The organism is Telluria sp. ZT3P26 (genome assembly GCF_059686035.1).
Genome location: NZ_JCASII010000012.1, coordinates 18,219 through 32,173, shown reverse-complemented (window position 1 = coordinate 32,173; position 13,955 = coordinate 18,219). Strand labels below are relative to the sequence as shown.

Below are 13,955 nucleotides of genomic sequence, written 5' to 3'. Positions count from 1 at the left end.
GTGGGAAGATACGTCCATTGAAACGGCCGCTTCAAACGGCAGATGCAAATCTCGACATCGTTGCCTCGCGCAGGCTTTAGGAGAATAGAATGAACAAAGGAACTGCAGTCATTACCGGCGCCGCCACGGGCATCGGCCAGGCGTATGCGCAGCGGCTTGCCACCGATGGCTTCGACATCGCGGTTGCCGACGTGAGCGACGCCAGCGCTACCCGCGCTCTGGTCGAAGCACAGGGCCGCAAATTTTTCTCGGCCATCGTCGACGTGACCTCGCCTGCCTCGACCTCGCAGTTCGCCCAAGATGTCGCAGCGGCGCTCGGACCTGTCACCGCCCTGGTCAACAACGCCGGCATCTATCCGTGGCGATCGTTCGCGGAAACCGACTACGACCTGTGGCGCAAGGTTATCGGCGTCAACCTAGATGGCGCCTTCCTCATGTGCAAGGCGTTCGTGCCGGGTATGGTCGAGCGCGGCGTAGGCCGGGTCGTCAACGTCGCCAGCAGCTCGCTTTGGCTGAATGTGCCTGACATGACCGCCTACATCGCGAGCAAGGGCGGCGTGATCGGCTTTACGCGTGCCCTGGCAAGCGAAGTTGGGAAGTCGGGCGTCACTGCCAACGTCATCGCCCCGGGGCTGACAAACACCAAATCCATGCGCGGGACGAACGAAGATATCTTCGACTACCTGCCGAAACAGCAGGCAATCCCGCGCATGATCGAACCTCAGGATCTGGTGGGTGTCGTCTCGTTCCTATGCTCGGTCGACTCCGCATTCGTGACCGGACAGACCATTGTCGCCGACGGTGGCCAAGCGCGCCTCTGAACCCCACCGATTCACACTTTTTCTACTGGCGAGTAACCAATGACCAACACCCTTACCCCTGTACGTATCGGCCGCTATACCCTACCAAACCGCCTGGTCATGGCGCCAATGACGCGTTCGCGCGCTGCCGATAGTGGCGTGCCTGGCGAATTGACCGTTACCTATTACGCCCAGCGTGCAAGTGCTGGACTGATCATTAGCGAAGGCGTCTTCCCATCTGCGCTTGGCAAAGGCTATGTGAATACCCCCGGCATCGAAACCGACGCACAGGTCGCCGGCTGGAGGAAGGTGACGGAGGCGGTGCATGCACGTGGCGGTCGCATTTTCATGCAGATAATGCATTGCGGTCGGATTTCCCATCCTTTGCTCCTCGGTGGCGCAACTCCGGTTGCACCGTCGGCGATCAAGCCTGCCGGACAAGCGTGGACAAGTCAGGGCCAGGTCGATTTCGTCGAACCGCGCGAACTGACGCTCGGTGAGATTGCCGGCGTCATCAACGATTACCGCCAAGCCTCCCGGCGCGCCATCGAAGCCGGCTTCGACGGCGTTGAGCTGCACGCCGCGTCGGGCTATCTGCCTGAACAATTCCTTTCGTCAGGCAGCAATCACCGACAGGACGCGTACGGAGGCTCGGTCGAGCGTCGCGCACGCTTCGTGCTGGAAGTTCTGGCCGGGATGGTGGACGAAGCCGGGGCGGACCGGGTCGGCATCAAGATCTCGCCCGAAATGAACTACAACAGCATCGTTGACGACGCGCCAGCCGAAACCTATTCCTACCTGGTCAAGCAGCTGCGCAGGTTGGGCTTGGCATATCTGCACGTAGCTCTGTTCGGCACGCAGGTCGACTACCACGCCTTGCTGCGCCCGCTGTTCGATGGCGCCTACCTGATGGGTAGTGGCCTCACGAAAGAGCGCGCCGAGAGCATCTTGGCAGAACGAAAGGCGGATGCGACCGTGTTTGGCAGCGCCTTTCTAGCCAACCCTGATTTACCCGAGCGTTTCCGTTTGGATGCCGCCCTCAACGAGGCCGACCGCAGCACTTTCTTCGCACCGGCTGGCGCCAAGGGATATATCGACTATCCCGCGCTCCATTCCGGCGAAGCTATATAAAATCACCTGGCAATTCGAAAGGAGCCGCCATGACGATGACCATCGCCCGTATGCAGCGCGCCAACCGGGGCACCCATTTTAGGGCCTACCGCTTACATGGTACGGACCCAGCGCAACTCGACCCGTTCATGGGAATCGACCATGCGTGGATGAGCGAGCCAACGTTCCCTCCGCATCCACACGCCGGATTCTCGGCGGTGACCTACCTGTTCAAGGATTCCGAGACCGGCATCGCAAACCGCGATTCGCGTGGCAACCGAACCCTGATCGAACCGGGAGGCTTGCACTGGACGGCAGCTGGGAGTGGAGTAGTCCATGAAGAAAATCCTGCAGTCTTGGGCAAGACGACGCATTTGCTGCAAATCTTCGTGAACTTACCGCACGATCGGCAGAACGCCGAGCCGCTCGCGCTGACGCTTGCGCCGCAGGATGTGCCGGTGCTGCGACGCCCGGGAGTGGAAGTGCGCGTCCCTGTGGGGAGCTTCGATGGACTGTGTTCGCCCCTGACGCCGCCCACCGACGTCACTCTGCTCGACATCACGCTCGACGCCGGCGCCGAACTGACGCTGCCGGTTGCGGCCGGCGAGCGCGCCTTCTTGATGCCGATCGCTGGCAGTGCGCAGCTCGACGGAACCGTTTTCGGCCTTGATGATCTTGCTGCTCCGATCCTCGCGATCGGGCTTGAAGGCAGCAGCTATACCCTCGTAGCCGGAGCTGGCGGGACGCAGGTAGCCGTGTTCATCGGCCGGCCATTGGACCAGCCGATCCTGTCGAACGGTCCTATGGCCTTCGCGACCCATGAAGCGCTGAGCGCGGCAGCCGCCGCCTATCGGCGCGGCGAGATGGGCACCCTGTAACACCCTGTCGCATCATCAACGCGCTGGTCCATTCGGTCCTCGCATCCCTTTACCAATAGGAGCCGCATCATGAAAATCGAACAATTTACCGCTGAAAATTCCGCCTTGCTGCTGATCGACCATCAGGTCGGCACCATGCAACTTATCAAGAATATCGACTCCGAACTTGCGGCCAAACAGTCGATTGCGCTGGCAAAGATGGCAAAAATCCTTAATCTGCCGGTCGTTATCACGTCCAGCCAAGAAGAACGCGCACAGGGACCGATTCTGCCGGAGATTGCAGAAATTCTTCCTGAAGCGTATGAGGCCCGTGTCAAACGTCCTGGAGTCGTCAATGCTTGGGCCTACCCCGATTTTCACAAGGCGGTACTCGCCACCGGACGCAAGAACCTGATCATGGCAGGTGTCACCACCGATGTGTGTCTCATCTTCCCGTCCATCGACGCAGCACAGGAAGGGTTCGCGGTGCAAGCGGTAATGGACGCGTCCGGCTCGCCAAGTTTGCTTTCTGAAGAATTCTCGCGTCAACGGATGCACGATGCCGGGGTGGTCCTTACCGCTACGAACACACTGATGGCGGAAATCGCGCAGGACTGGTCGACGCCGCAAGGGCAGCAGCTGATTACCCTGCTGTTTACAGATGTCTTCCCGGCACTCGGTGCCAGTATCGAGTAAGGCAACGTACCGATGAGCAGCACGCAGCCGCAGATTGTCATCGTCGGCGCCTCCCTTGCCGGCCTTACGCTAGCCCTTGCATGCGCAGGCAAGGGTGTGCCGGTGCGTGTCGTCGAACGCGCGGCGCTGCGGGCGCGCGGAGGCGACAGTCTGAGCGTTGATCTCGCGGCGCTCGCGGCAACAGTCGGCCACGATCCGCGGGCGCATCCCGCGCTGCCAGTCGTACCCGCTTATCGCGACCGTTACCTAGCAACCTGGCCAGCTCTCTACGCGTGGCTGCATGAGCGCGCCGCCGAAACGGCGGGCATCATCCTCGAGCATGGTAGGACTGTCGCGTCGGTCGCGCCCATTGGCGACCGGGCGCAATTATCGTTTGCGGACGGCTCTCAGGAGATGGCTGATGCGGTCATCGGCGCCGACGGCTATCACAGTACCGTACGCCGTGCTATCGCACCAGACGCACCGCTGGCCCGCTACGCCGGCTATGTGGTCTGGCGCGGCCTGGTCGAGGAAAGCAGCTTGTCACGCCCGGTCCCATGGCCGTCGAGCGGGGGGCTGTGGATCCAGTTGGTTCACGGCTACCGGCTGGTCGCAGCGGTCCTGCCGGGCCGCGACGGCTCGCTGGAGCCCGGTCGGCGCCAGGTAACCTTCGCCTGGTTCGATGCGCACCGCAGTGAACTGCTCCGGCACACTGGCCGCCTCACGCCAGATGGTGAACTGGTCGGGACGCTCGGACCCGGCGCAATCGACGCCGGCCTGCGTGAAGAATTGCTGGGGATGATATTCCAGCTCTGGCCTGAGGCATGGGCGGAAGCGGTCGCCGCCGGAGTGCGCTCGCCTGATGCATTGAGCGGCGCTCCCATTGCCGAGTACCGGCCGGAGCGGCTGGCCGCAGGCCCGCTTGCGATTATGGGCGACGCCGCGCATGTAGTAACGCCAATGACCGGCAGCGGTTACGCGACCGGAGTCGACGATGCGACAGTGCTCGCGGCGCTGCTGGCTTCTAACCCGGCCGAAGAACCCGTATTTGCCGCCCTCGCCCGTTACGAAGCGGCACGTCTGCCCTATGTGCGGGCGTTGGTGACTCATTCACGCCGGCTCAGCTCCGAATACTTGCACCATGCCCTGGCGTCCATGCGGATGGCGTAAAAACTCCACGGCAAGCTATTGTCCGCATTCGCTAGCCCAAGGTGCCGCTAGCCCGCAGCTGGGCGGCGTTCGTCGTCGCACTGAGCGGTCCTACACGCAGTCGAAAGGGGTTTACAGGTGACGGAATTTCATTTGCAGGTAGCATGAGCTGGAGGAAATACAATGCGAGCCGCTACCGTCGATTGCAAGCTCATTTGCAGATACCGTGAGCACATCCTTGCCTTCGTTTGCATTTATTTCGAGCCGAGATCAGGGTCTAATACGAGCAACTTCGGTCCCAAACGCGAGCAGCTACAGCTATTCGCCGGTTTCCTGATTGCGTCGCCGTTTTGAGGCGACGCACTGGTTCGGGGGTGGAATCGACAAGCGAACCTTTCAGGCTCAGTGCTGTGTTGATTAGTTCAACCTGCACCGGATGCAAATTGTCGATCTGCTGCCGAAGGCTATGCATGAGGTAGTACATGTTTTTATTGGCGTCAGCAGGGATCGCTAATTTGCGTTCTGATGCGGCAACGGCTTCGTGAAGGCGTCCCAGTTCGTCCCCTGATAGCTCAAGGGCGTCGCTCAACTTGGCGAGAAATTCACCGTTGGGTGCATTCTTTAACCCCAGTTCTAAAGCCGAAATGTAGCTCTGTTCGTAACCTAAGAGCTCGGCGAAGTCGACCTGGCGCATTTGATGTCTCAGCCGAAGATCATTCAAGAAGTGTGCAAAAGGACTCATCGACGGAGCCGAACTAGACGTTGGAATCGATAAGGATAATTTATTTAGCGGGTTGGAACAGGCCGAATATTTTTTGCATTATATGTGGCACAGATGCTGGTTTTTTTCATTATTGGTGACACACCGTGAAGCGCGAGTTGTCACGATTACTGAAAAAGACGTTTGAAATCATCGCCCAAGTTTTCACTATTTGTGTCACTCGACACGTCTGGCGTCACCAAGCATCAATCCTGTTTGGTGACGCGGCCGCGGCGCCGGCGCGCTGGCCATGTCACCAAACATTGGCGACAACGATCGCACACCTGGTCATTTGCGGTGTCACCACGTTTTGCTTCTTGGTGACTGGAAAAGTTCTCGAGAGCTGCCGCGGTGTCACCATTCGACACGAACGGCCCCGGCGCATTTCGCTTTTGGGTTTTGGGTTTTGGGTTTTGGGTTTTGGCAAGTGGTGGCCTGGAAGGATGGGCGGCTCGCCGCCCAGTCGCGCAGCGACCAAGGGAGCGTAAGCGACCGCGCCCTGGAACGGGCATCCCGTTTTTTCGCGTACGCGAAAAATGCCCCAAGGACTGTGTTTTTTGCTTTTTGCACGTCAGCACTCCTTCAGCGTTCGTCACATTCGCGTAGCAAAATCCGGTTTTGCGGAACATTCCGGTAAAATGACGCCATGCCGCTTGTGGCAAACACTTGTCAGATGATTACAAATGGGACTGAATAAACAAGAAATATTAGTTTTGGCCGAGACGAATAGAGATAACTATTCTGTCCAGATAAAATCAGATACCCCTGGCTTTTGGCAAATAAGTATTCAAATCAGTAATCCTGAAAGAAGTTTCGATGTTTTTACTAGTCGAGGCGATTTGAAAACTTGGAGGAATCTGGCTGACGCTGTGCTTTTCGTGAAGGAGACTTGTAAAGACTGTATGAATGTGCAAATTGTTGTCCAAGAATGGACTTTCGCGCGTAGGAGCTAATAATGTGCATGACGAAATTTGCGTGCCCCACTTGCGGACATGGTTATCAGGACGAGTTGGAAGTGTTGGACGAAGGCGAACTGCATGATTTTAAATGCGAAAACTGCTCGAATCCCTTTCATGTGTTAATCAAAGAGTGTTTGAAGTGCACGGCTGATACTGTCTTTGTTTGGCGTGAAAAACCAACCTTGGAGGCGGTTTCTTTATTGGTTTGCAGTTCCTGTGGTACGTCGTACTCGGAGCCGGATGATTTGGACGAGGAAGACTTGTAATTTGTTGTCGTTAGAAATTCATTATCTGAATTAGGACAATGAAGTGAACTGTGCCTGTGTAACCCTGTCTACACACCCGTCGATGCGGAGACCTCTATATAGGTTTGTAAGGCGCGCTGTGGATGACGAAAGGATCAATAATGGGAAACATGGATGGCCCGGATGTAATGGATTTGATCGGTGAATTGGCCGATTGCGCAACAGAGCTTGAGGCAAGTGTATTGGTAAAGGACATCGTGGAAGCGCTGGGTGCGCAGTGGTTTGTCTATACGACGCTGCTGCCGCCCGAGTTCAGCAAGATCAACGAGAGTTTCCGTTTCTTCGTTGGATGCAGCCCCGAGCTTTGCAAGATTTACAACAAGCGCATGTGGATGATGAACGATCCGTTTTTCGAATATGCGCGCATGAACACGGCGCCCATCGTTGGGTCTAAAATCAAGGTCCAATCGGCTGGTCAGATCGAGCTGATGAAAGTCGGTGCCGAACATGGGTTTCGCAGCGGTTTGGTCGTCCCCACGCACACGTCCATGGACGCGAACAAGCGCATGGGTCTGCTGTACGTGGGATGTGACTTGCCGGAAGAAGAGGGCGAACCGCTGCTACTCCGAAAACGCGTCCAGTTCGGCGCGCTTGGCATGGAGCTGCTGCTTTGGTGGAACGAGCGGTTGAGGACCGAAGCCATGCGCAAGTTCAGCCTGCTCGATAGCGATGTTGAGCTTCTACAACTTGCAAAGAAGGGAAAGGTTGCCTTGGAGATAGCAGCGATCTACGATATCAAGGTTGCTGCGGTGTACAAGAAACTAAACAACATCAAGGAAAAATTTGATGTCGATAAGATTGAACATGCGGTAAGAGAGGCCGAAGCGCAAGGAATCATTACGTAGCGGCCCCTTTTTTTAAATTCCTGGTAATGCTTGGGGCACAAGATGGTAACGAGTAGCACAACGATGAAGAATGCAGGGTACATGCTGGTGTTGCTTCCCCAGCTAATGTATGTGGTCGGCACGTATACCGGCGTTCCCTGGCTCCCGGTGGCCTTCTTCTTCGTTCTGCTGCCCGTCCTCCGGTATCTCGTCGGTAACGATGTCTCGCCGCCGAACGTGGCCCCGTCCTCTGCCCTGGTCGATTACCTCCGCTTTATTCCTCGCCTGTATGTCGCCGTCTGGGCGTTCGTCCTTCCCTGGACGATTCACTACCTGGGATCGCATCATCTGTCCGCGTGGCAGTATGCGGAACTGGGTTTGTCGCTCTGGATCGTCACGTCGTTGAACACGGCTGTGGCTCACGAAATGGTCCACTCTGGGCGGCGTCTTGATCGTTCGTTGGGGATGCTTCTGGATGCTTCGGTCGGCTATTTCCATTTTGCGGAAGAACATTTAAGTCACCATGCGCGCACCGGCCATCATCACGGCGGCGACGCGGCCCGGCAGGGCGTGTCGCTTTATTCGTATGCGCTGGAGCGCTACGTCCGTTCACACGTCTGGGCCTGGGAGTTCGAGACATCGAGGCTGAAGCGTAAGAACCTGTCGTTCTGGTCCGCTCGCCCACTGAAACGCGCCCTGGTGCCGCTTGCGATCGCCACGGCGTTCTACCTTTCGGCCGGTTGGCAAGGTCTGCTGTTTTACGCCGCGCAGATCATCGGCGCTGCGTTCTCCCTGCAGGCAATTACTTACCTCCAACATTGGGGACTGTCTCAAAAGGAGACACCCGATCTGGCCGACTACGGTTTTGCTTGGGAAGACGCTTGTTGGATGCAGGCATGCGTCACGCTGAACCACGCATATCACGGACAACACCATTTGAGCCTGCGCGCGCCGTATTACAAGCTCAGCATGCCCCCCGGCGCCTTGAAGTTGCCAGCGTCCTATCCGGTAATGTTCCTGCTCGCGCTCGTACCGCCATTGTTTACGAAGGTGATGAAGGAGCGCTTGCGTCTGTGGTTGGAGGATGCGGACGAGCGGGAGAACATGGCCGGGGAAATGAGCTGTATCGGCGCGGCCCGGATCGCAAGGATGATCCGGGCCGGTTGACCTGTCAGTGTAAAAGGTCCTTGGTGACAAGATCCAGCTGCAGGATCCACCGCGGTGTCACCACGTTTTTCGCGGGCGCGAAAATATCAAGTGCCCGTTAAGTCCTGGGCGACTTTTCGCAGACCTTCCGGCGACAGGTCGTGCAACTCGATGACAGGCGAGTTGTCGATATCGGGATAGTTGCGAAGGACGGAACGTCGGTATGACGGGTCGTAATGCTTCACCATCAGCCGCTCGAACAGTTCCGGCATCGCGCCCTGTTTTGCCATTTCTTCCCACGCCGCAAACTCTTCATTGCCCACGTGAAGCTTCAGGAATTGCAGGCGTTCCAGCATCGCCATCGGGTCTTCCTCGAAGTGCCTATAGTCTTCCCTCCACAGCATGACCCTCTGGGGCATGTCTGCGACAACGCTGAAAGTCTGCCCTTTCCGCATCGTCGCAAGCAAGGCGTCGGGTAACTGGACGTTGCCGATTTTTTTGCTTTCTGCCTCGACCCAAACCGGCTTGGCCGGATCGAACTCGGACAGTTTCTTAAGCAAGAGGCTATCGAAATATTTCTGTGACGGTTGCTTTGTTCCATCGGGCAGCGCGCCGAGCACGGAGCCTCGGTGCGCCGCGATGTCTTCCAGATCGAGCACCTGGGCGCCGACGTCGTGCAGCCTGTACAAGAGTCTCGTTTTGCCGCAACCAGTCGGGCCGCTCAAGACGTTGTACTGAAAGCGGGTCGGCACTTCCTGAAGCTGCTCGTTGACCCAGCGGCGATATCCCTTCCATCCACCGTTGAGCTTCTCGACCTTGTAGCCGACCGTTTCCAGCGCGTCCACCCATAACTTGCTTCGTTTGCCTCCCCGAAAGCAGTACACCAGCACGCGCGCGTTATCCGGGTAAGCGGACACGTCCTCTTGAAGATGGCGGGCGATGTTGACAAGCGAATACCGCACGCCAATACGGTACGCGCCCATCTTGTCGGTCCTGTGCAGGGTGCCGACTTCCGCATATTCCTCATTGTTCACCACAGGCATGTTGATCGCGCCTGGGATGTGGTCCTCCTCATATTCGCGCGGCGACCGGGCATCAATGATGAGGTCATAAGTCATGCTGTTTTTCAACTCTTGCATCGTGGCATCTTTTATATGGTTTAACTTTAAAAAACCTTCCATTGTATATCGATTTATGCGACTTCCCCAAATAATTGCCCCCATTGGTGATTGCAGAGTCCGCCGACCACAATAGCGCAGCAGTGCGGAACGTAAGAAAAAAACACAAGAACGCTACTTTTCAAACAAAATCGGATTTTGTTTAAAAAACCTGGTAATGTTTAACAAAACAACGAATTGCTTACATCATGCGCGAATCGACTCCAAAGCAGCAATCTCGGCTGACCAAGCAATACCTAGACATTCTGTCTACATCGCTCGGCAGTAAATATGTTGTCACGGTGCATGAGACGGGCGCAGGCGTTTGGGCGGTGGCCGTGCAGTTCGATGGACGCGAACAGACCCAGCCAATCACGACATCCAGGGGAGATATGAAAGTGTGGAGAAACCTCATCGGCGCGATTTCCTTCGTTCAAGAGAATTGCAAGGCTGCTTCGGACGTTTTCATCGAAGTCGGCGGCTGGCGGCTGTGCCGCGTCACCGCCAGCGGTGCCACGGTGCCGGTAGGGGCGTGACATGGCCGATCTGCTGCCGAACGACTGCATGCAGTACGTGACGACACCAATCGAACGCGCGGTGGTCACGGTGGAGTCCTCATTCAATCCCTACGCCATCGGCGTCGTGAATGGACGCCTCGAACGCCAGCCCCGCAACAAGCAAGAGGCGGTAGCCACGGCGCTGAACCTCAAGAGGCTGGGATTCAACTACAGCGTGGGTTGCCGTCAGGTGAACCAAGCGAATTTTGCCAAATACGGGTTGGACATCGAATCAGCGTTCGACCCTGCAAAGAATGCACTTGCCGGATCAGCCATTTACGACGAGTGCCTTCAGAGGGCCGTTGCCAAGTTTGGCAACGGGATTGAAGCAACCAAGGCCGCTACGTCCTGCTATTACAGCGGCAATTTCACACGCGGTCAGCAGAAGGAGGGGAACCAACCGAGCTATGTAGACAAGGTACTAGCAAATCTAGTTCCGGGTGAGCGCAACACTGTTGCACAAGCAATACCCGTCATGGCGAAGGGTTTGCCGGTGATGAAGGCGAAGCGTCCAGCAGCCGACAAGGAGGCCGCGCAGCCAAATGCAGCACAGCCCGAGGGACCGCAGACCGCGTCCTGGGATGTTTTCAAAGAGTTTTGACCAACTAACTATCAATCAAAGGTAATGCTATGAAGAAAGTTCAAATCGTTTTGTCGGTCCTGGCAATCACGCTGCTGGCTACGAACGCGCAAGCGGCCGGACTCGATACGGGTACGGAAGCCATTAACACGTTCAAGACCTGGTTCTTCGTCATCCTGGCGGCGCTGTCGGTCGTGTACCTGGGCGCGAAGGGCGCGCAGCTTGCGACCGACAAGATTCAGTGGGCGGACTACGGCCAATGCATCATGAAAACCGCCGTGGTCGGCGGGTCCACCGCGCTCGCCGGCTGGGCCTTCTTCCTCTGGGCTGCATGATCGTGTCTACCCCAGACAACCAAGAGGTTTATCCCTCCTATAACGCCCTGTCGCGGGTCGCTATGGTCTGGGGTGTTCCTCTGGTCGCAGTGATCGTGGTTGGGATGGGGAGCATGTTGTTGGCTCTCATCGCAGCCGCGATCCTCGGTGCAGGCGGCGTGTTTTTCGGCTTGGTCGGCTTCCCAGTGCTGCTGTATTTCAAGCAGATATGCGAGACCGACGACCAAGCGTTGCGCATCACGGCGATGGAAATCTGGTGCCGCCTCACGCGAAGGAATGCCAAGTCCTTCGGCAACACCTTCACCCTTTCACCAATGAAATTCGGACGGAGAGATCATGTCTATAAGCGCGATCCTGAATAACCAGCCGTCGGCTGAAGAACGGCTTCCGAAGATCGGCAGGCACGTCACGCCGCACGTCGTCAGCTATACCGACGACAAAGCGTTGCTGGTGATTAAGCTCGCCGGGATGCCGTTCGAGGCGATGCCGGACGACGTGATCGTCAGCCGGTTCGATAGCCGCAACCGCGTTATCGCCTCGCTGGCGAAGGACAAGGGGAGCCGTCTGGCGATCTGGACTACGCTCAAGCGTGAGCGCGTCTCGTTCGACAGCCGCTTTCAGTTCAAGTCTGCGTTCATGCGACAGTTCGCAAGCAAGTACTTGAAGCGCTTCGAGACGGGCAACTACTTCGAGAACAATTTCTATGTGTCCGTCCTCCTGAAGCATGACGACATCGAAGAGGGCGCGCAGGAACTGGAAGACATCGGCACGCAATTGATGAAGGCGTTTGCCATCTACGACCCGGAGTGCCTGACTGCCTACAACTCGAACGGCATGATGTTCTCGCAGGTCTACGAGTTCCTGGGCGGCCTGTACAACGGCTTCAAGGAACAGCAGCCGGTCTATTCGACGCCCGCAAGGGAGACGATCCCGAGTTCGTGGCTCCATTGGGGCTACGACTTGCAGGAAATCCGCGGTGCGAACGAAACCCGGTTTGCGGTTTCGTACGACCTGAAGGAATTCCCGGCCCAGACCAAATGGGGCATGTTCGACAAGGTACTTGCGCTCCCGGTCGAATTCACGCTGACGCAATCGTTCCTGTGCATGGGCATCTTCCAGGCACAGAAAGCCATCAACAGCCAGATCAACAAGTTGGAGTCGGTCAAGGACAAGGCGGGCCACCAGCTCGACGAGCTGCGTAGCGCGCTCGGCTATATCAGCTCCGGCGAGTTGGCGTTTGGCGAGTACCACGCCGCGTTGACGGTCTACGGCCCGACGAAGGAAAAGGCGGCTGACAACGGGACGATGGTCACGACGACGTTCCTCGGTGAGTGCGGCGCGCGCTTCATCAAAGCGGCTTTGTCGGCGCCCATGTCCTACCTGAGCCATATACCGGGCGCCAAGGTCAAGCCACGGCCGATGATGAAGTCCAGCCGGAATCTGGCGGCGTCGTTCGGCATGCACAACTATTCGACGGGCAAATCCGAAGGCAACCCGATTGGCGATGGTTCCGCCGTCATCCCGCTACAGACGGCTTCGGCTTCGCTGTACAGCTTCAATTTCCACCACTCGAAAGAAGGCGAAAACAACCTGGGCGAGAAAATCGCCGGGCACACGCTGATCCTGGGTGCGACGGGCGCCGGTAAAACGACCCTGGAAACCGCGTTGATCGGCTTCCTCGAACGGTTCGACGCGAAGATTTTCGCGCTCGACAAGGACGAGGGCTTGAAGATCTTCATCGCGGCCCTGGGCGGCGTCTACTACTCCTTGAAGGCTGGCGAGCGCACTGGTCTGGCGCCGTTCCAGTTGCCGGACACGCCTGCCAATCGGCAGTTCCTGTATGGACTGGTGCGTACGTGCGCGAAGGATCATAACGGCAAGATTACGGACGAAGAGGGCAACCAGGTCAAGATCGCGGTCGACGCCGTGATGAGCCTGGACATCCAGCATCGCCGCTTCAGCCGCCTGCTGGAGAACATCCCCGGCGCCGGTGGCAATACCTTGCCGGAACGTCTTGCCAAGTGGTGCGAAGCCACGGACGGGGAGTATGCCTGGGCCTTGGACAACGTGGCCGACAACATGGGGTTGATCCACGAGCATAAGGTTGGCTTCGACGTGTCCGACTTTCTGCGCGAGGGCTACGAGCCGACCGAACCCGTGCTGGCCTATCTGTTCCACCTGAAAGGCATGATGCAGCGGCAGGGCGGATTGCTGGCGACTGTGATCGAGGAATTCTATGTTCCGGCTTCGTATCCAAGCACGCAAAAAATGATGTTCGACGTGCTCAAGACCGGCCGTAAGCGCGACGAATTCATGGTCATGGCATCGCAGTCGCCGGAAGACGCAATCAACTCGCCTATCTTCGCCGCGATCCGCGACCAGACCCCGACCAAAATCCTGCTCCCGAATCCTTCGGCCGAGTTCAGCAGCTATCAGCGGGTGGGTCTCACGCGTAAGGAATTCGACAAGCTGAAGGCGCTCGACGTGGAGTCGCGCACCTTCCTCATCAAGCAGGGCAACCAAAGCTGTTTTGCCATGCTCGACCTGTACGGCATGGACGACGAAATCTCGATCCTGTCCGGCAATACGGAAAACATCGCGATCTTCAACGAGATCGTGTCGGAAGTTGGCACGGACCCGGATGTCTGGATGCCCGAGTTCCAGGCAAAGCGCAAAGGCAAGAAGCAGGCATTGACCGCATCGACTTGAAGGCGGCGGGGTTACTCGTTTTCGCGTCCGCG

14 protein-coding genes are annotated in these 13,955 nt (G+C 57.5%); 12 read left to right on the top strand and 2 right to left on the bottom strand.

Translation table 11 applies throughout. The features are described from left to right. The first annotated feature begins 89 nt into the window (after positions 1 to 89). The 5 genes from AC56LN_RS22780 to AC56LN_RS22760 all read left to right on the top strand — a co-directional run bounded on the left by AC56LN_RS22780 (position 90) and on the right by AC56LN_RS22760 (position 4,612). On the top strand, positions 90 to 821 hold the full coding sequence (locus AC56LN_RS22780; RefSeq protein WP_499574846.1) for an SDR family NAD(P)-dependent oxidoreductase: 732 nt from the start codon (positions 90 to 92) through the stop codon (positions 819 to 821). 39 nt (positions 822 to 860) lie between these two features. Beyond that, on the top strand, positions 861 to 1,931 hold the full coding sequence (locus AC56LN_RS22775; protein ID WP_499574845.1) for an alkene reductase: 1,071 nt from the start codon (positions 861 to 863) through the stop codon (positions 1,929 to 1,931). Positions 1,932 to 1,960: 29 nt separating this feature from the next. Beyond that, the gene (locus AC56LN_RS22770) at positions 1,961 to 2,788 is read left to right on the top strand and encodes a pirin family protein (RefSeq protein WP_499574844.1); all 828 of its coding nucleotides are present in this window, start codon (positions 1,961 to 1,963) and stop codon (positions 2,786 to 2,788) included. A 69-nt stretch (positions 2,789 to 2,857) separates the two neighbouring features. Further along, positions 2,858 to 3,463, top strand: a complete 606-nt coding sequence (locus AC56LN_RS22765; protein ID WP_499574843.1) for an isochorismatase family protein — start codon at positions 2,858 to 2,860, stop codon at positions 3,461 to 3,463. Between the two features lie 12 nt (positions 3,464 to 3,475). Further along, complete coding sequence (locus AC56LN_RS22760) at positions 3,476 to 4,612, top strand: FAD-dependent monooxygenase (protein ID WP_499574842.1); 1,137 nt, start codon at positions 3,476 to 3,478, stop codon at positions 4,610 to 4,612. A gap of 256 nt (positions 4,613 to 4,868) precedes the next feature. On the opposite strand, the gene AC56LN_RS22755 is transcribed toward AC56LN_RS22760, so the two are convergent. After that, positions 4,869 to 5,333 (bottom strand): helix-turn-helix domain-containing protein, encoded by a 465-nt coding sequence (locus tag AC56LN_RS22755; protein WP_499574841.1) that lies wholly within the window; start codon positions 5,331 to 5,333, stop codon positions 4,869 to 4,871. 1,383 nt (positions 5,334 to 6,716) lie between these two features. Here AC56LN_RS22755 and AC56LN_RS22750 point away from each other — a divergent pair. Together AC56LN_RS22750 and AC56LN_RS22745 are read left to right on the top strand one after the other, a co-directional pair. Continuing rightward, positions 6,717 to 7,460 carry an autoinducer binding domain-containing protein gene (locus AC56LN_RS22750; protein WP_499574840.1) on the top strand — a complete coding sequence of 248 codons (744 nt, stop codon included), beginning with the start codon at positions 6,717 to 6,719 and terminating at the stop codon, positions 7,458 to 7,460. Between the two features lie 63 nt (positions 7,461 to 7,523). After that, the gene (locus tag AC56LN_RS22745) at positions 7,524 to 8,606 is read left to right on the top strand and encodes a fatty acid desaturase (protein WP_499574839.1); all 1,083 of its coding nucleotides are present in this window, start codon (positions 7,524 to 7,526) and stop codon (positions 8,604 to 8,606) included. Between the two features lie 86 nt (positions 8,607 to 8,692). Here the strand turns inward: AC56LN_RS22745 and mnmH are convergent, their stop codons facing one another. After that, a complete protein-coding gene (mnmH, locus tag AC56LN_RS22740) occupies positions 8,693 to 9,724 on the bottom strand; it encodes a tRNA 2-selenouridine(34) synthase MnmH (RefSeq protein ID WP_499574838.1) in 1,032 nt (343 codons plus the stop codon). 227 nt (positions 9,725 to 9,951) lie between these two features. On the opposite strand from mnmH, the gene AC56LN_RS22735 reads away from it, so the two are divergent. From AC56LN_RS22735 to AC56LN_RS22715, 5 genes are read left to right on the top strand one after another with little or no spacing between them, the layout of a single operon-like run. Beyond that, positions 9,952 to 10,278: a hypothetical protein gene (locus tag AC56LN_RS22735; RefSeq protein ID WP_499574837.1), complete on the top strand. Its 327-nt coding sequence runs from the start codon at positions 9,952 to 9,954 to the stop codon at positions 10,276 to 10,278. A 1-nt stretch (position 10,279) separates the two neighbouring features. Next, entirely contained in the window at positions 10,280 to 10,900 is a 621-nt protein-coding gene (locus tag AC56LN_RS22730; RefSeq protein ID WP_499574836.1) for a lytic transglycosylase domain-containing protein, read from the top strand. A 29-nt stretch (positions 10,901 to 10,929) separates the two neighbouring features. Then, a complete protein-coding gene (locus AC56LN_RS22725; RefSeq protein WP_499574835.1) occupies positions 10,930 to 11,214 on the top strand; it encodes a hypothetical protein in 285 nt (94 codons plus the stop codon). After that, positions 11,211 to 11,576 (top strand): VirB3 family type IV secretion system protein, encoded by a 366-nt coding sequence (locus tag AC56LN_RS22720; protein WP_499574834.1) that lies wholly within the window; start codon positions 11,211 to 11,213, stop codon positions 11,574 to 11,576. The genes AC56LN_RS22725 and AC56LN_RS22720 overlap by 4 nt, the downstream gene beginning before the upstream one ends. Continuing rightward, entirely contained in the window at positions 11,551 to 13,923 is a 2,373-nt protein-coding gene (locus AC56LN_RS22715) for a VirB4 family type IV secretion/conjugal transfer ATPase (protein ID WP_499574833.1), read from the top strand. Before AC56LN_RS22720 ends, AC56LN_RS22715 begins: the two co-directional genes overlap by 26 nt. Positions 13,924 to 13,955: the final 32 nt, after the last annotated feature.

What these genes read in the sequence shown, in the direction of transcription:
- AC56LN_RS22715 (WP_499574833.1), top strand. Translation starts at nt 11,551, where the DNA reads ATGTCTATAAGCGCGATCCTGAATAACCAGCCGTCGGCTGAAGAACGG.
- AC56LN_RS22755 (WP_499574841.1), bottom strand. Translation starts at nt 5,333, where the DNA reads ATGAGTCCTTTTGCACACTTCTTGAATGATCTTCGGCTGAGACATCAA.
- AC56LN_RS22730 (WP_499574836.1), top strand. Translation starts at nt 10,280, where the DNA reads ATGGCCGATCTGCTGCCGAACGACTGCATGCAGTACGTGACGACACCA.
- AC56LN_RS22780 (WP_499574846.1), top strand. Translation starts at nt 90, where the DNA reads ATGAACAAAGGAACTGCAGTCATTACCGGCGCCGCCACGGGCATCGGC.
- AC56LN_RS22770 (WP_499574844.1), top strand. Translation starts at nt 1,961, where the DNA reads ATGACGATGACCATCGCCCGTATGCAGCGCGCCAACCGGGGCACCCAT.
- AC56LN_RS22720 (WP_499574834.1), top strand. Translation starts at nt 11,211, where the DNA reads ATGATCGTGTCTACCCCAGACAACCAAGAGGTTTATCCCTCCTATAAC.
- AC56LN_RS22735 (WP_499574837.1), top strand. Translation starts at nt 9,952, where the DNA reads ATGCGCGAATCGACTCCAAAGCAGCAATCTCGGCTGACCAAGCAATAC.
- AC56LN_RS22745 (WP_499574839.1), top strand. Translation starts at nt 7,524, where the DNA reads ATGAAGAATGCAGGGTACATGCTGGTGTTGCTTCCCCAGCTAATGTAT.
- AC56LN_RS22725 (WP_499574835.1), top strand. Translation starts at nt 10,930, where the DNA reads ATGAAGAAAGTTCAAATCGTTTTGTCGGTCCTGGCAATCACGCTGCTG.
- AC56LN_RS22775 (WP_499574845.1), top strand. Translation starts at nt 861, where the DNA reads ATGACCAACACCCTTACCCCTGTACGTATCGGCCGCTATACCCTACCA.
- AC56LN_RS22750 (WP_499574840.1), top strand. Translation starts at nt 6,717, where the DNA reads ATGGGAAACATGGATGGCCCGGATGTAATGGATTTGATCGGTGAATTG.
- AC56LN_RS22760 (WP_499574842.1), top strand. Translation starts at nt 3,476, where the DNA reads ATGAGCAGCACGCAGCCGCAGATTGTCATCGTCGGCGCCTCCCTTGCC.
- AC56LN_RS22765 (WP_499574843.1), top strand. Translation starts at nt 2,858, where the DNA reads ATGAAAATCGAACAATTTACCGCTGAAAATTCCGCCTTGCTGCTGATC.
- mnmH (WP_499574838.1), bottom strand. Translation starts at nt 9,724, where the DNA reads ATGCAAGAGTTGAAAAACAGCATGACTTATGACCTCATCATTGATGCC.